The 20244-nt window shown below is 45.2% G+C and carries 14 protein-coding genes; 6 read left to right on the plus strand and 8 right to left on the minus strand.

Translation table 11 applies throughout. The features are described from left to right. Positions 1–210 precede the first annotated feature (210 nt). The 3 genes from licT to HFD99_RS14290 all read left to right on the plus strand — a co-directional run bounded on the left by licT (position 211) and on the right by HFD99_RS14290 (position 3791). Positions 211–1059 (plus strand): BglG family transcription antiterminator LicT, encoded by an 849-nt coding sequence (licT, locus tag HFD99_RS14280; RefSeq protein WP_016818607.1) that lies wholly within the window; start codon positions 211–213, stop codon positions 1057–1059. 225 nt (positions 1060–1284) lie between these two features. Beyond that, positions 1285–3141: a beta-glucoside-specific PTS transporter subunit IIABC gene (locus HFD99_RS14285; RefSeq protein ID WP_017427395.1), complete on the plus strand. Its 1857-nt coding sequence runs from the start codon at positions 1285–1287 to the stop codon at positions 3139–3141. Positions 3142–3275: 134 nt separating this feature from the next. After that, the gene (locus HFD99_RS14290) at positions 3276–3791 is read left to right on the plus strand and encodes a thioredoxin family protein (RefSeq protein WP_016818604.1); all 516 of its coding nucleotides are present in this window, start codon (positions 3276–3278) and stop codon (positions 3789–3791) included. A 192-nt stretch (positions 3792–3983) separates the two neighbouring features. Here the strand turns inward: HFD99_RS14290 and HFD99_RS14295 are convergent, their stop codons facing one another. Next, positions 3984–5339 (minus strand): sugar phosphate nucleotidyltransferase, encoded by a 1356-nt coding sequence (locus HFD99_RS14295; RefSeq protein ID WP_039269193.1) that lies wholly within the window; start codon positions 5337–5339, stop codon positions 3984–3986. A gap of 160 nt (positions 5340–5499) precedes the next feature. Here HFD99_RS14295 and HFD99_RS14300 point away from each other — a divergent pair, with 160 nt between their 5' ends. Further along, positions 5500–6195 carry a response regulator transcription factor gene (locus HFD99_RS14300; protein ID WP_016818602.1) on the plus strand — a complete coding sequence of 232 codons (696 nt, stop codon included), beginning with the start codon at positions 5500–5502 and terminating at the stop codon, positions 6193–6195. Between the two features lie 40 nt (positions 6196–6235). Here the strand turns inward: HFD99_RS14300 and HFD99_RS14305 are convergent, their stop codons facing one another. Genes HFD99_RS14305 through HFD99_RS14315 form a run of 3 tightly spaced genes read right to left on the minus strand, consistent with a single transcriptional unit; the run spans position 6236 to position 12892 of the window. Continuing rightward, positions 6236–10663: a hypothetical protein gene (locus tag HFD99_RS14305; protein ID WP_123797567.1), complete on the minus strand. Its 4428-nt coding sequence runs from the start codon at positions 10661–10663 to the stop codon at positions 6236–6238. A 52-nt stretch (positions 10664–10715) separates the two neighbouring features. Next, positions 10716–12449: a HAMP domain-containing histidine kinase gene (locus tag HFD99_RS14310; protein WP_167440924.1), complete on the minus strand. Its 1734-nt coding sequence runs from the start codon at positions 12447–12449 to the stop codon at positions 10716–10718. Then, positions 12446–12892, minus strand: a complete 447-nt coding sequence (locus HFD99_RS14315) for a hypothetical protein (protein ID WP_016818599.1) — start codon at positions 12890–12892, stop codon at positions 12446–12448. The genes HFD99_RS14310 and HFD99_RS14315 overlap by 4 nt, the downstream gene beginning before the upstream one ends. A 45-nt stretch (positions 12893–12937) precedes the next feature. Between HFD99_RS14315 and HFD99_RS14320 the strand changes: the two genes are divergently transcribed. After that, entirely contained in the window at positions 12938–13642 is a 705-nt protein-coding gene (locus HFD99_RS14320; protein WP_031462100.1) for a response regulator, read from the plus strand. Here HFD99_RS14320 and HFD99_RS14325 read toward each other — a convergent pair. Genes HFD99_RS14325 through HFD99_RS14340 form a run of 4 tightly spaced genes read right to left on the minus strand, consistent with a single transcriptional unit; the run spans position 13610 to position 18083 of the window. Beyond that, positions 13610–14521 carry a glycosyltransferase family 2 protein gene (locus HFD99_RS14325; protein WP_025365672.1) on the minus strand — a complete coding sequence of 304 codons (912 nt, stop codon included), beginning with the start codon at positions 14519–14521 and terminating at the stop codon, positions 13610–13612. The two genes, HFD99_RS14320 and HFD99_RS14325, sit on opposite strands and share 33 nt — an antisense overlap. Beyond that, positions 14481–15707 carry a glycosyltransferase family 4 protein gene (locus tag HFD99_RS14330; protein WP_017427387.1) on the minus strand — a complete coding sequence of 409 codons (1227 nt, stop codon included), beginning with the start codon at positions 15705–15707 and terminating at the stop codon, positions 14481–14483. Before HFD99_RS14330 ends, HFD99_RS14325 begins: the two co-directional genes overlap by 41 nt. After that, positions 15704–16957 (minus strand): transporter, encoded by a 1254-nt coding sequence (locus HFD99_RS14335; RefSeq protein ID WP_144380795.1) that lies wholly within the window; start codon positions 16955–16957, stop codon positions 15704–15706. Before HFD99_RS14335 ends, HFD99_RS14330 begins: the two co-directional genes overlap by 4 nt. A gap of 4 nt (positions 16958–16961) precedes the next feature. After that, the gene (locus tag HFD99_RS14340) at positions 16962–18083 is read right to left on the minus strand and encodes a glycosyltransferase (RefSeq protein ID WP_016818594.1); all 1122 of its coding nucleotides are present in this window, start codon (positions 18081–18083) and stop codon (positions 16962–16964) included. A 396-nt stretch (positions 18084–18479) separates the two neighbouring features. Between HFD99_RS14340 and HFD99_RS14345 the strand changes: the two genes are divergently transcribed. Then, positions 18480–20201 (plus strand): NAD-dependent malic enzyme, encoded by a 1722-nt coding sequence (locus tag HFD99_RS14345; protein ID WP_025365673.1) that lies wholly within the window; start codon positions 18480–18482, stop codon positions 20199–20201. Positions 20202–20244 lie beyond the last annotated feature (43 nt).

Here is a 20244-nt window from a genome sequence, read left to right on the forward strand (position 1 = left end):
GGCAAATGGGCCTTGATATGAAATATTTTTTGTCGAAAGAGAATAAAATATGTTGAAATCGCTTTTTTTTGTGCTACAATAGCACTATATCGAAGGATTGTGACCGGTGATGCGGGCAATGCCTGAGTTCAATTGAGTGCTATTGTTAACAATAGTATTGAATTGTGCTTGGGCATTTTTTATTGGTAAAGGATGGGAGGGGGAACTTCAATGATTATTGAGAAGGTGCTCAATAACAACGTCCTGTTGACTAAAAACGATAAAGGCAAAGAGGTCATTGTCATGGGAAGAGGTATTTCCTTCAAAAAGGTGGCTGGGGACCAAGTCGATGATCATAAAATAGATAAGATTTTCATGTTAAATGAAAACGAGTTCACGGCTAGACTAACTGAGCTGCTAAACGATATTCCTGTGTCTCATCTGGAGGTCGTGAATGAAATCGTGACCCATGCAGCCGAAGTGCTGGATACGGAGTTAAGTGATAACATTTATTTAACATTGACCGACCATATTCATTTTGCCATACAGCGGGAAGAAAAAGGATTGGCACTCAAAAACGCGATGCTGTATGAAATTAAACGCTTTTACAAAAAAGAATTTGCAGTTGGGCTGGATGCTCTACAAAAAATTGAAAATACGCTCGGTGTAAAATTGGGCGAAGACGAAGCGGGATTTATTGCACTGCATATGGTGAATGCACGGATTGATGGTAACGAGATGAAGGCTACACTGAAAATGACCGAGATTGTCCAACACATATTGAATATTATTACGTATCATTACGGTATTGTGCTGGATGAGTCTTCTTTTAGCTATTCGAGATTTTTGACCCATTTGCAATATTTTGCAATGCGAGTGATTCGCAAAGAGGTTATTCACAGTGGTGAAGAATTTTTGTACAACCAGGTAAAGCAAACATATACCGAGGCTTTTGCTTGTGCCCAAAAAATTAATGAGTATCTGGAAAAAACATATGATCAATATTTAAGCAAAGATGAGTATGTATATCTAACGATTCACATTCATCGGGTAACTGAGCGTAATAACATATCAGGCTAAAAACTTTATATCCTCATCGTTCATGGATTGTGACTGGTAAGGCAGGCAAAACCTAAACTGATGGTGAAATCGACGTTCTCTTATGGAGGAGTGCGCAGTTTTCACCACGAGTTTAGGTTTTTCTTGTTTACAAGGTTAAAAAAGATGCACGCCGGCGCATCTCAGCAACAAATGTAAACGGTAAATCCTATCAGTAGCAAGAATAACACTTAAGGAGTTCTGAACATGAGTGATAAAGAGCTATCCAAAAAAATAGTGACTCTCGTTGGCGGCGAAGAGAATGTCAATTCGGTATTCCATTGCGCTACACGCTTGAGATTTAAATTAAAAGATCGCACAAAAGCGGACAAAGCTGCACTGGAAGCAACACCTGGTGTCATTACAGTGGTGGAAAGCAGCGGCCAGTTCCAAGTGGTCATTGGTAACAATGTAGGTCAGGTCTTTGAGCATATGATGGCAGAAACAAATCTGCAGGATGCAGATAATCCAAATGCGAAAAAAGAAGAATCTTCCGAAAAAACGAATTTTCTTGGCAAAGCGGTCGATATCATTTCCAGCATTTTCTCACCTCTCTTGGGTGCTCTTGCCGGAGCTGGTTTGCTCAAAGGGATTATGGCCTTAATTGCGTCGCTCCATTGGATTGATACTGCAAGCGGTACGTATCTCATTCTGAACGCCGCTTCGGACAGCGTGTTTTATTTCTTGCCTATATTCCTAGCTATTACATCGTCCCGTAAATTTAAGACGAATGCTTTTGTATCGGTCGCAGTTGCTGGAGCCCTCGTCTACCCGGATGTTATTGCAGCGGTGGACCATCCGGCAAAACTGGCTTTTCTCGGGATTCCAATCATTCTGATAAAATATAGTTCCAGCGTAATCCCAATTATTCTCGCGGTATGGGTACAGTCCTATGTGGAACGTTGGTTTAATTCCTTTGTTCATCAATCGGTTAAAAACATTATCGTCCCTATGCTATCACTACTAGTTGTTGTTCCGTTGACGTTTTTGGCCTTTGGTCCAGTCGGTAACCTGATCAGTCAAGGCTTGGCGAACGGTTTTACATGGGTGTACAATTTAAGCCCATTGATTGCCGGAGCTGTTGCTGGGGCATTCTGGCAAGTATTTGTTATTTTCGGCGTACACTGGGGCTTCGTTCCTATTATGCTGTCCAATATTCAAACATTGGGTTATGACACGATGCTTCCAATGCTTACAGCAGCCGTACTTTCTCAAGCAGGTGCAACACTGGGGGTATTCCTGAAATCACGAAATACTCAAATGAAAGCTTTGGCTGGTTCTTCTACACTGGCAGCTGTATTCGGGATTACTGAACCTACGATTTATGGTGTAACTTTGAAATTGAAAAAGCCTTTCATTTACGCTTGTATTTCTGGTGGTATCGGTGGCGCTATTATCGCTTCCGGCGGAGCAACTGCAAAATCCTTCTCCCTGCCTAGTTTACTGGCGTTGCCAACTTATTTTGGAGCTGGGTTCTTGTGGGTTGTTATCGGCTTACTCGTTGCCTTTGTACTTGCAGTTGTATTGGTTATGATTTTGGGCTTTGATGATCCAAAAGAAGAAGCTGCAAAAACAGAAACAGCACCCGTAAAAAAAGAAGTAGCAATCGAAAAGGAAATCCTCGTAAGTCCGCTGCAAGGTAAAGTGCTGCCATTGGAACAATCTTCTGATGTTGCTTTTGCTTCAGGCGCTATGGGGAAAGGAATCTTGATCGATCCTACAGAGGGTGTGCTGACTTCTCCGGTTAACGGAACGATTACGACAGTATTCCCGACCGGACATGCCATCGGTATTACTTCCAATGACGGAGCAGAAATTTTGATTCACGTTGGTGTTAATACAGTGAAGCTGAAAGGACAATTCTTTGACAAACGCGTCAAAGAGGGTGATGTGGTGAAGCAAGGACAGTTGTTGCTTGAATTTGATATCGAACAAATTAAAGCGGCAGGCTATACAACGACTACGCCGATCATCGTAACCAATTCCGCTCAATATCTGGATGTACTGAACACCATGGAAACGGAAGTGAAACGTGAGGATTACTTGTTGACCGTTGTAGTCTAACGTTTAACTTTCAGACTAAAAGAAGCTTTCCTAATGGAAAGCTTCTTTTTTATACATCATGAGACAAGTGTTACAGCGAAAAATGGAAATATCATATATTGTAAGTTTGAGATTGTAAAAAAAGGAGGATTTCTGTGAAAAAAGGATATATCGCCGGGTTAAGTGTCATTGTGTTGCTTATCATTGGTATCGCTATTTCAGCTGTAGTTAAATTTCAAGACCTGGAGCAGGTAGTTCAACAGAAAGATAAAGAGATCCAAGCGAGCAAAAGCAATTACCCCGAAATATATGACCACTTGAATGCGGTTACAATGGATGGTTTTAAACAATTGATTCAGCAGGATCAAAGTGTATTTGTCTATGTTGGCAGACCCAGTTGTGGCGACTGCAATCGGTTTGAGCCTAACTTTAACAAGATGATTGAACAGTATAATCTGGGCTCCAAAATTACTTTTTTAAACGTTCACAAAATTCATAAGGACAAATCCCAATGGAATAAGTTCAAAGCAGATTACAACGTAAAATACACCCCCACGATTGCAGAATTCAGGAACGGCAAGCTGGTGGATAAAATAGAATGGACGCCAAAAAGAGATCTCAGTACAGATGCCGTAAAAGAATGGCTAACCTCCAAAAAACTCATTTTATAAGCCTCTTTTTTATCCATTTCATTGAGAATAATAGAGTTGTTCATGCAAAAAAGGTATTCAAGCGAACAACGCATGAATACCTTTTATTAAGAATGTCCAAATCATCAAGCTGATTAAAAATAGTTCCTAGCGCTCTTCACTCGCTTCGGATAAGCCTTGTTTATACCCATCCGTTCCTATATTGCAGGCGCATTATACAGTTCGAGCATCAATCGAATCGGGAAATTCATATCGAATAATATCCGTTTCGGATACGATATGTCCGATTTGTGACTCAATGAGTTCCAAATCTCCCTCTACTGCACCTATAAAATGCTTGGTACCAGGTTCTACAACGATGACCATACCAGGGCTGACTGTCTGTGTCATCCCATTGATACAGACACTTCCGGTTCCTGAAACAATGGTCCAAACCTCTTTTCGGAACTGATGCTCATGATAGCTGATAAATCTCCCGTTCGAAATGACAACACGTTTGGTGACCGTTTGTAACCCGCTTGCCGCTTGTTGATGGGACAAGACCGTTTGCTTACCCCAGAATCGCTCCTCAAAACGCGGTCCAATTTCAATTTCTGCCACCATATCCTTAATTCCTGTTGATGATTGTCGATCCGTAACCAGCACACCATCCGGCCCAGCAACAACAATAATGTTTGGGACATTCCAGATGCTAACCGGAATCTCCAGTTCATTGATGATATGCGAGTCATGTGATGCTTCCGAAATATATCCGGGACCGCTTAGCTTTGAACTTACTTCCCGCACCAACGAATCCCACGTTCCCAAGTCCCTCCACTCTCCATGATATGGGAGCACGGAGAGCTTACGAGTGTGCTCTACTACCGCAATATCAAAGCTGGTTTTAGGCAAGTCTGCGTAATTTGTCGAAAGTGTTTTATAATCGGCTGGTAAACTCATTTGCGCCAGCACATCCAATAAAAAGCCGAGTCTAAAAGCAAACACTCCGCAGTTCCATAAGGCTCCTTCACGGATCAAGGCTTCAGATCGAATCAGATCGGGCTTTTCTACAAATGAACTCACCCTATAATATTCCTGGTCAAGTAAAGGAGCTGAAGGCACAATATATCCATATTTATCTGAGGGCTCCGTTGGGACAGCCCCCATCAACGCGATATGGCTTCCTGATTGCTCTAATATGGAAGGAAGCCTGCGCAGATGCTCGAAAAATTCATCCCCCGCATAGCCATCCACCGGCATGACCCCCACGATCTCGTCACGTGATGCACCTGCAATGTCATGCAAGTAAGCGGTAGCCAAGGAAATGGCCGGGAAGGTATCCCGCTGAGTCGGCTCCTCAATCACTACAGCGTCTCCACCAATTTGTCCCTGAATCAGTTCGACCTGAGTTCCACTCGTAGAAAAATAGGCTTGATCTGCCAAATTCGCCTCATCCAACTGCCTCCATATCCGTTGCAGCATGCTTTCCGGCCGTTCGTCATGACGTAGGATGGAAAGAAACTGCTTCGGACGGTTCACATTGGATAAGGGCCATAGACGTTTACCCGAGCCTCCGGATAATAAAATCATTCGCAAAGATGCAACCTTCTTCCTCTAAATTCATATTTTCTTACATTATTGGACTGTTTGCTTTTCGTGCTTTTGCCGAATACATAAGTATGTATCATCGTAGAACATACATAGTTATGCCATGTTAATGGTATCTTTGTCCGTACAGGAGATGTCAGTCATGCCTATAAAAATACTCATCCTTGAAGATCAAAAAAGTTTGGCTGATATGATTGCTCTTCATCTTCAGGAGGAAGGCTATCATACCGAACTAATCTATGATTGTAAACTCGCAATTCCTACATTAATGCACTTTAAGCCGGACATTATTGTGACCGCTCTAATGTTTTCCGGTAAAGTCGAATCTGAGCTGATCAGTCACATCCGTCAATTCACCACGGTTCCTATGCTCGTCATCTCTAATAACACCCTGCTGAATATAAGAATAAAGGCTCTGGATGACGGAGCGGATGACTTTTTATGCAAACCTTTCAGTCTGAGGGAGCTAAATGCCCGCATCAAAGCCTTGCTGCGCCGCAGTGGTAGCAACATGCTCACTGAATCACGAACGATAACCCAAAAGCTTAAAAAGGTAAGAGTTTGGGTGAATGATTACCGTCATAGCCTGTTGGTCGATGACCAGGAAATCGAAGTTACTCACATCGAATTTTCTATTATAAAAGAGATGTCCAGCAATCCAGGGAAAGTCTTTACCCGTAGCGAGCTGATGGATCGGGTCAAAGGCGGAGATGGCGCTTATCTGGACCGTACCATCGACGTACATATCTCCAGCCTCCGCAAAAAAATTGAACGTGATCCTAAAAATCCTCAGCATATCCGTACCGTTTGGGGCAGAGGCTACAAATACGAGATGTAGCCATATTGTGGCGCCTGTTTCCCTCCGGGCAGCTTGCTTCTTATGGAATTTTCCGCTTATTCCATCGCCGATATGGAAGAAAACAAGCTGCTCCGCCCAGGATCCCTATGACAAACAATACCCAGCCAAAACGGTAGGCTGAAGCCAGAATAACGACAACCTTACCGTTTCCGCTGCCATTCGTTATGAATCCGGTAGTTACTCCATTCACAGACAGACGCGCTCGCTGATTTTCGTTACCCAGCCTGAACTCCCATAGTGGATTGGGTGATTCCGTCTCCCGGATCAGCACCTGCTGATGCATTGGATTATATAGCGTAAAACTACGTTCCATGGAATTTTCACGAGTAGCCTGAATGCTTTCCGCAGCGTGTGGTGCCATAAAAAAGGTATCCATATCCGTTCCCTCAAACAGCGTAAATTGATCCACTGTAATCATCGCTTGATAAGGGATGATGGAATATTGCTTCATTTGAAATAAGCCCGTCTGCTTCTTGTGCGCATGCGCTAAAATCTGAAACTGCATCATGGTGGTTCCTGCCGGAGCCTTTACAATCTGGTCATAATGATTCCATTGCTCCTTATCTCTCTCCTCCACCTCATCAATATAGGAGGTTTGAAGAACCTGGGATGCTTTATTTAAGAAAATGACCTTCATGTGTCGACTTCCAATTTGTTCTGACCGTGCATCCAACTGCACGGCATACTCTTGCAGCGGTTCCGCCTTCATTTTTTTGGACGCATAAATATTCCAATCACAGGAATAGCTAGGTGCGTAACGGATGGACAGTTCTGTGTCCTTGATGGATAGATCCGTCTGGCCAGGTCGAATATCTGCTACACAACCAACATCCGTGCTCAATGATTCCTTCGTGTCCTGCCCAGGCATCACGATCACTTCCTGCCCGCCCATTCGATGAATATCTGCAAAATGACTCAATGACGGCACCTGACTGTCCAGTACAAGGGTTAAGCGATATTTTCCCTTGGTTAAGAACAGATTTTTAAATTCGACTCGGCCATAGTCGTTCAGCAGACCAGGAAGTTGTATGCTTTTCTTGGCAAAGCTATCTTGGTTGGGCACCGTTTCAATAACCTGCTTTTCGGATAAAGAGGTAGCGGGTAATCGCTTATAAGAGTCCTCCGTACGAATCGTTCTGGTCAGCACCTCTCCAGTCTCTTCATTCTTCCATTTCATGGTTAACGATCCTTCATATCCGGCAGGTAAATTAGCCAAAATAGCTGTGGCATAGGTTCCCGTTTTGGCGACTTCCACTTCTCTGCTTAACGTCCCTTTTTGGTAACTGATTCCCCGACCCATACTAAGTCTAGGTAAAGCACGTTCCGTCTGCACATTCCCTTGAGCATTAAAATCGTTCTCTGCCTCCAAGGTGAAAAAGAGCTTGCCCCGCTTCAATGCCTGCTCCACCGGAAAAGATAATCGATCCAGTTGATCCACAGGAACAATCGCAAATTGATTGACCGCATTAAAGCCTTGCAGGTTATTAACCGTGATTGGGTTATCTCCCTTTGGAAAAACATGTTCTCCCAAATCAACCCATTGAAATTGGTTTAATCCCTCATCACGGGTCTTGATGTTAGCCACTCCATCGGGCAGTGTGACTTGTATTTTCCCGCCTGCCTTATTCATGAACACTCTTGCATATACATGCGAGGTTTGAGGCTGGTCCATCTTTTTATGCATCGTAAACGTGTTGGGCTTGCTGTATTTCCCCAAATCACGCAGCTGAATATCGTGAATCCACCAGTAATTTTTTTGCTGCGGACGCTGGAGGGTTAACAAATCCATTCGCATCCAATAGCTGCCAGGCGGCGAGACGTATTCCCCGTAAAATTTTACACTGTCAAAATTATATCCCTCTGAAGGCGCCACAACATAGCTAACCCCCAGCTCACGCATTTGCTTATCATAAAACCTCATTTTTACATGCATTTTGTTCGTCCCACGACCAGAAACGGTGATGTGGAACTGATATGGGTTATTTTCCTTGGCCTCTAGCAATCCCGATCTGGCAACCTGCCATATATTACTCGGATCTCCCTTCATAATCTCACCATGCAGAGTCGGCACGTCGTTCGATTCCTCTCGGGGGTTAGCCTGCACACTGAACAACTGTGGATTATCAGGCTTGAAAAAGGTTTCCGTTCTCAGCATAGAGTCAAAATCAAGCACCGTTTTGCCTTCAATACTGCTCATCTGATAGGGTGCCACATCCAGCTTCTTACTGGCGAAGGTGACCGCAATCCCTGCATCCATCTCCATATCAAACGGGAAGTTCCGTATATTTTGGGAGGATAAATACCACAACCAATCGTTGGTTGATGCAAAAGTTTTGGACCATTTTAAAAATGCATTACCATCCTCAATGGCATCAAAAGGCCGCAAGTAATCCTCTGCCGGGAGCTGGGACAACAGCAAGTCATCAAAGGAGGCTGCCTCCACATAATCCCCCTTGTTGACCGTCTGAATGGTGTTTAACTCAGGCTTCAACGCGCTGAACAGCACGCCAAAACGGCTGAAATCAAAACCAGGCAGATGACTGTAACTCTCCAGTCGGCTAAATCCGTAAGGTGTCACAATTTTACTTGCAAGAATATTCATATAGGGCGGTGTCTGATCAAGATTGAATATGGAAAATAAATCGTTCTTATACGTACGTTTCAACCCGATCTGACCTTCCAGCTGAGACAGGTGGAAATCCTGCCGTTTCTCCTGTCCCTCATATTCGTCATGGTAAACCAACTGGTTGACCCCAAAAGTAGAGAACAACCAGCCTAATCGCGAGCTTAATCCGTTGTCCATAACATACTGCAGAAAATTCATATAGTATGTGATACCGGGATCATTGCCTTCATGATGAAAGATCGTATTTTTAGGAGAAGAGTATACTTGAAAATCCCCGGTTGCCTTCTCGGTGGCCGTCTTGCCTTTATTCCATTTGGGCGTCGCTACTCCGTTATAGCTTTGAATCATATTATCAGCAATCGGAAAATACAGTGCCTTGCTGTCAAAACGATCTGGGTCAGTCAGCTTTTCAGCCATTTGACTATAAGCCTTCGGCACTTGTACCGGCTTGTAGTACCCCTCAATGAACTGGGTACGCAAGGGAGCAAAATATACGCCCAGACACAAAACGACGATAACAACCGCCAGCTTTTTATACACACGCTGTAGCGGCGATGATCCAAACCATTCCATACATTGAATGACGCCAAAGGTCAGCAACACACCGAAATTAAGGGAAAGCAATCCAATAAATTTGTTAGGATCACGGAAAACCGAACCAATCACAGGGGTTTTCGTAACCAAAATAACAAACCACTTGGCAATGGACGGAAATGTCGTTCCAGTCGCTGCAACCATAAATAACAGCGTAAGGAGCGAGAAGATCAGAATGATCGGATTTTTATGTGAACGTGTCACCATCGCGTATCCGATCAATAGCAATAAGAATCCCCCACCTACATAAAACATCGCAGGCAGTGAGGAAAAGGAAAACATTGGCCACCAATAGCTTAGTAAATAACCCACATTATATAAACTGCTATTACGGCTGAACAGAGACAACGTATCCACGACGTTGATATTATGCTGAGACGCTTGAGCGTCCATCAACATGCTACCTACATACAGGGACAACCAGTAAAAACTAAGCAGTCCGAAAAACACACCAAAAATCATGCCTTTACGCAAAAAATTACTGTATAAGGGCTGTAAATAGGCGCGCCCGGCCTTACGATGAGTCCAGGTCAGTTTGAGCAGGAGCAGCATGGTGAACAATCCCAAATAAATCATCCCGAAGAAAAAATAATGAATGGCCGCAGCACTAACAGTGAATACTGCAGCCAGCAGGAACAGGTCAATCCAGTTCCGCTGATACAACTTATGGGGATGATAGTTTTTAATTTGTTGAATTTGAAACTTGGGGTCCACCGCACTGAAAAAGAATCGCAGCATTAACGGAAACAAACTATACCCACAGAGCAAATAAATATGCTGGATGCGAAAAATAACCCACGGATTCAGTGCGTAAAACAACGAACCAACCATGATGGCAAAAATACGGGTTTTCGTAAAACTTGGTGAATAATACACGCTGACCAGTCGCTTGGCAAAGGCATACATCGAAAATGCCGAGACAAATAACAAGCCTGTGATAAACGACTTGAGCAAGACCGGGCCGCTTTCGTCAAATAATAGTGAAAGTCCATAGAAGGGCAAGATGTACAGGATACGTGGAGCATTGAACAAGGTCGAGGTAGACCATCGTTCGTTCCATACCCCGGTTATTTCCTCCAGATACCGATGAGAGGTGGCTCCAAAGGCAATGTCACTGAATACGATTTGTCCTAATCCATAGATGGGGGCAAGATATGCCACAATCGCAGCCAGCATCAATAGGATTGCCGCCATATCGTAGCGGTAGCGAAATATCCACTTTTTCATGCTTGTCCCCCTCTCTTGAACCTCTTGTATCTGTTGGTTATCTTGGGCCTATCTATCTTCTCAAATGAACGATGGCCTGCAATCCCTGATCGGTGTTACGCAGCTTTAAGCGACCACCTATAGTCTTCAGATATGCATCCATGTGATACAGGCTGAACGTATGCTCCTGTGCGTTTTGGGAATAGTCCGGCTGGAAATAGCTCCAACGCATCTTGTCATCAATCCCGCCGCCTGTGTCTTCAATGATAATCATAATTTCAGCTTCTTCCAGCCGTGAGCTAACCTTAAGCATATGAGATTGCCGCTTGGACCGCAGACCCGTTCGGCCCCGTTCCTGATCCTCCAGTTGCTCTCCATCTTGGTTCATGGCCTGCACTGCATTTTCCAGCAGCCCCTGTATCGTTTTGTACAGCATGGGTGCTTGTGCTGCAATGGATGGAACTGGCTCTTGCCGCAAGATCACTTGAATGTGCTTCATATTCAGCGAACGGTTCGCCCATTTCAGCGATTCGGACAATACCTCATTCATATCGGTGAAGCTAATTCCGCTATTATCATGCATTTTCTCTTCCAGCTCATCACGCAAACTACGGACGCCTGTCAGTAATTCTCCTAGTGAGGATTCCTGTCTGAGACGACCCTGAATGAAATTTTCATTCAGCTCGCGGAAATACTCCAGTTCCTCATGAGATGCTCCTTTTCCCTGACTGGAAGACACTTCAAAGCGGTTGGCTAGATCTTGATAAAATCCCAACAGCTTTAAATCATCGCCGCCTGTGAGACGGCTAGTCTGTTCTTGTAGCTCTTGCAGCTGTTGCTCAATCGTCTGCATTAACGGCAAATAATACGTGTCCTGCTGCTGTCGCATATCTTCATCCCGCCGCTGGTCACGCACTTGATTGTTCACGATGGCATCTTTCACAATCCGTTTGCGGAACTGTATGAGCATGGCCCACAAAATAATGAGTATTAGAGCCATCACCATCCACAACTGTTTGCGAAAGGAGCTAATTCGCTGGGCAGTATCCTGACTGATATCCTTAACCGATATGTAAAGGGCCTCTTCCCCAATGCGGCTGAATCCTATTCCGTATTTCTCTCCACGATCTTCAACGATACCCGTATTGCCCTCCAGCAGCCTACGGGTTACACTCGTGATGTCCGTCCGGTTGATATCCGAAGTACTTCGGGAAGCTACGATCTTGAATTGACCGTTATAAAATAAAGTCTCATGCTGATTCACCGGCTTACTTTTAACAATTCCACTAAGCATTTCAGCGTCAACTGTACGCACCATAAAACCGCCCGTCTGCGCCCCTTGAATCCTGCACGCTATGTACTGGGCAGGCTGATGATCCTCAGTCACAAAAGAGCTGACCGCACAACCATTTTGCAGCCATTTAATCTGCTGGACCGCATTCCTCATCTCACGATTGTCACGTCCGACCATCACATGATACTGTTCATCCAGCACATAAAAAGACCCGCTCTCACGCTTAAACCCCTCAGCATATTGACGTGTTCCCTGATTCAGCATCTCTCTGCCCAGACTGGACGACAGCTCTTTTAGCTCATCTTGCCATGCGGCATAATGCTCCGTTATGCTGCCAGACAGTTCCTGTACCTCATCCTGGAGCTGCTCGTTCTGAATTTCCGCCAAGTGACCGCTGAATTGCCGCATGACGAACCATTGTAGCACAGCGGCCAAGAACACTGTCACACACAAAACCATCAGGTACAGGATCAGCTTTTGCCAACTTGGTTTCAACAAAGCCCATTGCTTCATGACCTGGCCCCTCCATTTTGTTCAAGACGGCTCAAAATCGCTTGCATCAGGCATTCCAGCTCGTAGCTGACCAGCGGTAGCCGTGCGCACAGCAACCGGGGAGTGCGGCGCTGGAGTGCGGCAAACCTCGCAGCGGTTTCTGTTGCCCCGTCTGTCAGCAGGATCAACTCGCATGTTTTGGCGATATATAGACGATCCAAATCTTCTTCGCTGTATGCTCGCAGATCAACAACGTAAATATCATGACGATCATCCATATGCTGAAGTGCACTGGAGACGGCCAGAGTCACCCCTGTATGTCGCGCAGCATGATACTGGTGAAGCAGACGCATTCCTTTTTCCCAGAGCGCGTGTTCAACCGAATCAAATCGTTCACAAAAAAGACGCAACGCCCGTTCTGTACTGACATCTTTTAAAAATGCCAAAACGCTGATATTATACATGTAGTTCCTCATTTCTTACTTCCTGATTGGAGTTGCGCAGTTCTTATGACACCCCAAAACATTCTATTTGTTGACGACAGCCCCATGGTGCTGTCCCTGCTAGAACGGACATTGACGCAAGAAACATTCACCTTACATACCGCTCACACGCCTAAAGAAGCTCTGCAAGTGCTGGAAAAGTACCCGATTGATGTTGTCGTCTCCGATCTGCTTATGCCTGGTTTGGACGGAATTACGTTCCTTCGTATGATTAAGAAAGATTATCCACATATCGTACGCATCATTTTGTCTGGTCACCTGCATACGCAGTCCATTTTATCGGCCATTAATCAAGTCGGCGTGTTCCGTTTTTTGACGAAACCGCTGGAGCTGGATGATGATACGCTTAAAAAGATACTGTATGAGGCGCTTGATCAGGCTAGGCTCAATCGAAACAGCCTGTATGCAGACCAGAACGTCGCATCTGACCTATCGGAATTTATAAACAGCATTTTGAATGCTCCGTACCGACCGTATGTACTGCTGAATGATCAAGATATCGTAACCGCCGTACACATTGCACTTGCTGAGCTGTATCCTGTCGGCTGCTCACTGCGTCATCCTGCTGGCGAAGGTATTCAGTTAACTCCGCATTCATTATATATACCGTATGAGGAGCCGGAATCTTCCGATCCCGACCTGTACTCGCTGGATACGCTGACCCTCGGTCATTCATCGTTACGCCTTATCCGCCTTAGCGAGATCGCCTGAGTGACGGGTGCCGCCCTTTAACACGGCGGCTACCCCAATCACAGTCAGGCAGGTGTACATCCACAACATCCCCCCCGTTAGCAGCGGATGGCGGATGTAGTTTTTCACATTCCCCCATGTATACAACACCGGACGGAAGAAGTACCAACGTTCCAGTGCCTTTCGCAATCCGCCCTCCTCAGATGACATCGTACGATCCATCACCGAGAAGTAGTAGGCTTTTTTACGTAATACATCCTGCAAATATACCTGTTTTTCATCATGATATACCCGTGTAAAAACCGCCCGGCGAATGACTCCGCCAGACTCTATATAGCGTAAGGTTGGCTGTATTTCTTCAAAAGCAATTTGCTCCGCATTAAATCCGCCTGTCGATTCGTAAGCGCTCGTTCGCCAGAAGCGTGCAGCTTCAATGGAGCGTTTTCCCAAGGTCTCTCCTGCGTTGTTAATTACATTCCGCTCGAAAACCTTTACTTTGGAGAAAAAATTATTTGCTTCCGAATATGCCTCCTCTGGAATAACCAAGGCGCCAATATCTTGATGATCGTCAAAAAAGTCGATGCTTTGCTGAATTAGATGTTCGGCTAAAATCATATCGGAATCCAATACAAATATGTATTCGGCACCCAAGCGCTTCGCTTCCTCAACCGCTTTGACTCTAGCAACTCCCCGCTCTCCATGAGGAAGCTCCAATACGGTAACGGGTACTGAGCTCCCTGCGGACAGCATACGAATCGTCTCAACCGTCCGATCACTGGAGCCATCATCGGCAATTACAATATGCAGATCCCTGTAATTTTGCCCCATACAGCTTCGCAAACAAGGCTCTATTGTACGTTCATTGTTGTACGTGGAGAAGAGAATGACCACTTTGTCCACTCTGTTCCGCCTCCTCTGTCCAATTCTCCATCAACTGCTCAAACGCTGCAGCTGTATGATCAAAATGAAATCTTAGCGCATATTGGTACGCTCGCTCACGGATGGCCATGTAATCTTCGCCACCCTCTGCCGCTCTTTCCATTTGTTCAGACAATCCTCGAATATCGCCGTGAAAGCATAAATATCCGCTTTTTCCGAAATCCGTCGCATCCACCAGACCGGGAGAATTGCTCACAATGCTGGGAGTTCCAACCGCTGCCGCTTCGGTAATCGTCAATCCCCAGCCTTCACGCAGGGAAGGGAATACGAGCGCATGGGCACGGCTCATCAGCTCCAGCTTATACTCTGCTGAAACAAATCCATAAAAGGTAATATCGGCTTGTGATTGTCCCTGTTCATCCGGTTCTCCGTATGTCAATCCATACCGTTCTATAATCGGCAATAATTGTTCTGTCACATAGGTTTTATCGGTTTTTCCGGCAATCCATAACATAGCCTGGGGGAACTTTTCCTTGAGCCGCCCAAAGGCTTCAACGACCAGATCAATGCCCTTATATTTAACAAAGCGTCCGGCATACATGAAGGTTGGGTTAGACTCCTTCGTCAAAAATTGTTCACGCGGCCAATGATCAAACTCAATGCCTTCCGGTAAAAGATGAACGCGATCTGGATGAAAGCCCAGCTTAAGCAGATCATACCGGGTAGACGGGGATACGGTGAGCGTCCGATCCTTCCGTGCCAGCTTAAGCATGAGGGGCTCCATATGAAATCCAATCATATTTAGCGGGAACCTGGCATTTTCATACCATATTTCCCTTGTTAGCTGATGTATGAAAAAAATTCGCTTGGATGCCTCCACCCAAAATCGGGTAAAGAACTGATGCGTATTCGCTTGATTAATTACATAGTCAATCTGCTGCCGATGACGACGGTAATAGCGCATCGCATAATAAATAACACTGTATATGTTTCCTTTTCGAATATACGTAACACCGTCAATGACTTCATGCTCAGGCATCCCCTCAAATTGAGGTGAGAAATGAATGAACTGAAACCGACCTTGCTGTGAGCGTTTCAGCATTTCATGGGTGAAAATTTCTGCTCCCCCGCTTTTCGGAGAACGAATGTCACGCCAGGAAAGCAATAGAACTACGGTCTTATCGTCCTGCTCTAGTATGGTATTCATGGGGTGATTCCTCCCCTTATCTTTATTTTGAACAAATACATATAGGCATCTATCACAAAGTAGAGAGACATAGCTCCGTACACAATGAACTCTGACAACAAAAAATCGATCGGGTCTGTGTGAGCCATATGAAAGGCTACTAATAAAGCTGCGGCTCCCGCCATCAGACTGAACATAAAGGTGCGTCTGCCCACTAATACGTGCACATGCACAAAAAATAGCACGATGGAAAAAAGCCAATACACCCAGCCTCCCCATGGAATATAGGCCTCAGCCGCCTGGTAAGAGGCTCCAAATAATATGGGAATAGAGGGTGGGAATATATAAGTTGTGCCCACATATACACACAGCGCGGCTACAGCCATTAATCCAGCATAGATTACAATTAACTTGCCCAAAGCCTGGCGGTCATGCCCCTGCGCACCGATCTTTGGAATAAAGGCAGCAATCAAGCTGTACGAAACGTAATAGACCAACTGGCTGTACTTCAGAGCAATGGCATAGCTGCTGGCCTGCTCAGGAAAATAATGCTGTACATACAACATGTCGATGGATATACAAAACAGAATGAATAAATTCGTCATAAGGCTATCGGTGAAATCCTGACCTAGTGACTTCCATAACCCAGCAGGGATATGTTCTCCTCTATATGTCAATAGGGACAAGCCTCGGGCCGAAACGATCCAGCCGTGAAGCAACGACAGCAGCATTCCCCCACAGCTCGCTAATAATAAGGCTTCCAGCTTTAATCCCAGGGCAGCCAGGACAAAAAACAGGCATAGCTTCCCTAATACCTCAATGTAATAGTTCACATTGAGCGCCAGCATGCGTTCCCTCCCCTGTAAATCTCCACGGCACGAACTCACCAGAATATGCAATCCGATCAAGGCATACAGCATGAACAGCGGGCCGGACTCAACGCCCAATAGCGAACCCAGCCACGGATGAAAGGAAAGTGAAATGATCATGGCAAGCAAAGTTAGCACTAGAGGTGCTTTTAGTAATAGAGAACCGAGCGGTAAGCTGCGTAGCGGAAGCTTCTGGTCAGCCTTGGATACCAGCTTGGCGGTTAACAGCTGGATGGATAAGCCCAATACGGACAACAGTGCAAAGAGGGCCAACAGCGCGTTCGCCTGACCATAGGCTTGTCCGGTAAGATACCAGCTCGCTGCAATGTGGAAGAAAAAATTGAATCCGTTAAGCAGCACATTAAAGAGGGGGAACATCAACGAACGCAATCGGTTGTTCACGTGGTTATCTCACCCGCCGATCCAGTCGCCAAATCTCAATGATAGAGCGCAAAAAACGAATGGAATCCTTCCAGACATGAATGTGCGAGCCATCTCGGTCAATACATTTGACGGGTAGTTGCAGCACACGGAGCTGAAGTCGCTTGGCAATGAACATCATCTCCAGATCCAGCGCTAGTCCGAGTTGTTCCTTCAAATGTGGAAACATCCGCTTCACGGCAACCGAGCTCATCACTTTAAGACCCGTCTGGGAATCTACTACACCGGTTGGTAAAAAGGGGCGAGAGACGACCCGTTTGCCAAAGCTGACGATAGATCGCAATAGAGAACGATTCTCGGCGGTCATATCTTTGGTTCCAATCACAACATCATAGTAGCCCTGTTGAACAACATTGATCATTCTGGCAATATCCTCAATAAAAAAAGAATCGTCCGCGTCCACAAATACGTAGTAATCCGCACCGATGGTCCGCATTCCTTCCAGATACGTCCCTGCCTTGCGCGTATTGCGTCCCAATTCCCTTGTTTGAAGCAGTGGACTCAAGTTCTGGTTAATCCGGTTTACGGACAAGTCCGTTGCTGCCTCCAGCGCTTTAATCAAGGCATTCGTGCCATCGTGGCTACCATCATCAATGAGATAAATCGAACCCTCTATAATATGGCTGCGGATAAAGGCTTGCAGTCGCTCAGCAAAGGTTTTGACATGAACAAAACGTTTCTCTTCGTTATACACAGACAAGATGAATGCAACATGTTGGCTTTTAGTCGAATACTCGGGATAGAGCAAGCTTTGTATTTCAGAAAGTATTTCTTCGGTATCATTGGCTTGCCAAAATAGCAGACGCAATCGGCCTACTCCGATAATCTGCACCATATGCTGATCACTGAACGGAAAGGTTACATCCGTCACCAATAGCAATGGCATTTGCGGAAATTGGCTACGGATCTGATTAGCTTTCCGCACGGCTTGCCCCGGCTCCCTATAATCTATCAGGCAGCAACTTGCGCCCTCGTAGACTGAAGCTTCCTCCGTGTCCTCGCACTGTATATATTGGTAAAAACAAATCACATTGGGATAATCAATAGCCCTGTTGTTATCGCTAAAAATGGCTATAGGTCCCTGCACACAAACCTCTCCTTTTCCTCCGAATAATTCTATTTTGTTGAAAAAGAATTAAAAATGTTTGCTTAGTAAGATTAAATTAATGTCCAAATACTTCATATTTTCTTAACAAAATAGCTCACATCCCTTGATATATAAGCATTCAAGAGAAGAAAAACTAATTTTCATATTTGATAAAAACAGAGCATTTAGACCCGATTCATTAGGACTATTACTATACGAATTACAAGGTGAATCCGAAAACAAAATTAGTTCTATAGGATTAATAAAAAGATACACATATGGTCATTTTGTCATAGATTGATAGGCGAATAAAACCAATTTGTACGTCCATACTATGGACAACATGTCATTTTCATCATGAATAATTATCAAAATATAGGGAAAGAAGGTATTTTTATGGAAGCATTTCATGTCAATCGTGATGGGTCATTATCTACTCCCTTACGAGGAAAGGACGTCCTAGCAAACCCTCTTTTGAACAAAGGGGTGGCATTTACAGAAGAAGAACGCAAAGAACTGGGCTTGGAAGGAATTCTTCCTCCCACTGTCCTTTCATTGGAAAAACAGAGCGTTCGGGCATATCAGCAATTCCTGGCACAACCCACCATGCTGCGTAAAAATGCTTCACTTAACGACCTTCATAACCGGAATGTCGTGCTTTACTATCGGCTGCTAACCGACCATTTGAGTGAAATGCTGCCCGTAGTCTACACACCGACTGTAGGAACCGCCATTCAAGAATACAGCCATGAGTACAACCGTCCCGGGGGCGTATATTTATCAATAGATCATCCGAACGGTATCGGACAGGCGTTCTATAATTCCGGATTGCGTAGTGAGGATGTTGACCTTATCGTCGTGACGGATTCAGAAAGTATTTTGGGAATTGGTGACTGGGGTGTCGGGGGAATTAACATTGCTATTGGCAAACTTGCTGTATATACAGCTGCGGCAGGTATTCATCCCGGGCGGGTGCTGCCCATTGTACTGGATGTCGGCACGAATAACGAGAAGCTGCTGAATGATCCGCTATACATCGGAAACCGCCATAAACGAGTTCGCGGAGAAGCCTATCATCAATTTATTGATACCTTTATCAGCAAAACGTTAACACAATTCCCGAAAGCGCTTTTGCATTGGGAGGATGTGGGCAGCGTGAACGCACGCCACATTATAGGGAAATACGGTCAAAACATTCTCACCTTCAATGATGACATCCAGGGCACAGGAGCAGTCACATTAGCTGCGATTGTTTCGGCGGTAGGTGTCACCAAAATTCCGCTACGTGAACAAAAAATACTTGTCTTTGGTCCAGGGGCAGCAGGAATCGGTAACGCCGACCAAATACGGAGCGCTATGATCGAGGACGGGCTTCCTGCAGAAGATTCTTTCAGGTCGTTTTGGGCCTTTGATTATCGCGGGCTATTAACGGACGATATGGAAGATGTACTCGATTATCAGAAACCATATGTGCGTAAAAAGGAAGAAATCAGCTCATGGGCCCGATCGGAAGACGGCAAAATACCGTTGTTGGAGGTCATCCGTCAGGTAAAACCTACAATCTTAATTGGGACTTCCGGTGTAGCGGGTGCCTTTTCTGAAGAGATTATCAAGGAAATGGCAAAGCATGTGGAACGCCCGATCATTATGCCCATGTCCAATCCTACCAATCTGGCTGAAGCGGTACCCGAGGATTTGATACGATGGACTGATGGCAAAGCATTGATTGCTACGGGAAGTCCCTTTGAGCCCGTCACCTATAACGGTACGAAATTTGAAATTGGTCAGGCGAACAATGCCTTTGTTTTCCCGGGACTGGGTCTAGGCGCAATTGTGGTCAAGGCCAAACGAATCACTCCTTCCATGTTTACCGCAGCAGCTGATGCCGTTGCCAACGCCGTAGATTCGAATGAACTTGGCGGCGCACTGCTGCCCCATATTCGAAAATTACGTGATGTTTCGTTTGCGGTTGCGGTTGCGGTAGCAAAGGCCGCAATTCAGGATCAGGTAGCTCAGGCACACCTTCCAAATATTGAGCAAGCCATTCGGGATGCAATGTGGAAACCGGAATATGTGAGGGTCAAAGCCGTGGAAAGTGTAATCCAACACCCTCACTAATCCTTCACTAGGCATAAGCAGTTTGACATAACATAGGAACGAA

Origin of the sequence: Paenibacillus sp. EKM301P (assembly GCF_011800295.1) — a bacterium.
Taxonomy (GTDB): domain Bacteria; phylum Bacillota; class Bacilli; order Paenibacillales; family Paenibacillaceae; genus Paenibacillus; species Paenibacillus polymyxa.

Excerpts from the sequence above, each read along its gene's own strand:
- licT (WP_016818607.1), top strand. The coding sequence starts at position 211 with ATGATTATTGAGAAGGTGCTCAATAACAACGTCCTGTTGACTAAAAAC.
- HFD99_RS14285 (WP_017427395.1), top strand. The coding sequence starts at position 1,285 with ATGAGTGATAAAGAGCTATCCAAAAAAATAGTGACTCTCGTTGGCGGC.
- HFD99_RS14295 (WP_039269193.1), bottom strand. The coding sequence starts at position 5,339 with ATGATTTTATTATCCGGAGGCTCGGGTAAACGTCTATGGCCCTTATCC.
- HFD99_RS14300 (WP_016818602.1), top strand. The coding sequence starts at position 5,500 with ATGCCTATAAAAATACTCATCCTTGAAGATCAAAAAAGTTTGGCTGAT.
- HFD99_RS14305 (WP_123797567.1), bottom strand. The coding sequence starts at position 10,663 with ATGAAAAAGTGGATATTTCGCTACCGCTACGATATGGCGGCAATCCTA.
- HFD99_RS14310 (WP_167440924.1), bottom strand. The coding sequence starts at position 12,449 with ATGAAGCAATGGGCTTTGTTGAAACCAAGTTGGCAAAAGCTGATCCTG.
- HFD99_RS14315 (WP_016818599.1), bottom strand. The coding sequence starts at position 12,892 with ATGTATAATATCAGCGTTTTGGCATTTTTAAAAGATGTCAGTACAGAA.
- HFD99_RS14320 (WP_031462100.1), top strand. The coding sequence starts at position 12,938 with ATGACACCCCAAAACATTCTATTTGTTGACGACAGCCCCATGGTGCTG.
- HFD99_RS14330 (WP_017427387.1), bottom strand. The coding sequence starts at position 15,707 with ATGAATACCATACTAGAGCAGGACGATAAGACCGTAGTTCTATTGCTT.
- HFD99_RS14345 (WP_025365673.1), top strand. The coding sequence starts at position 18,480 with ATGGAAGCATTTCATGTCAATCGTGATGGGTCATTATCTACTCCCTTA.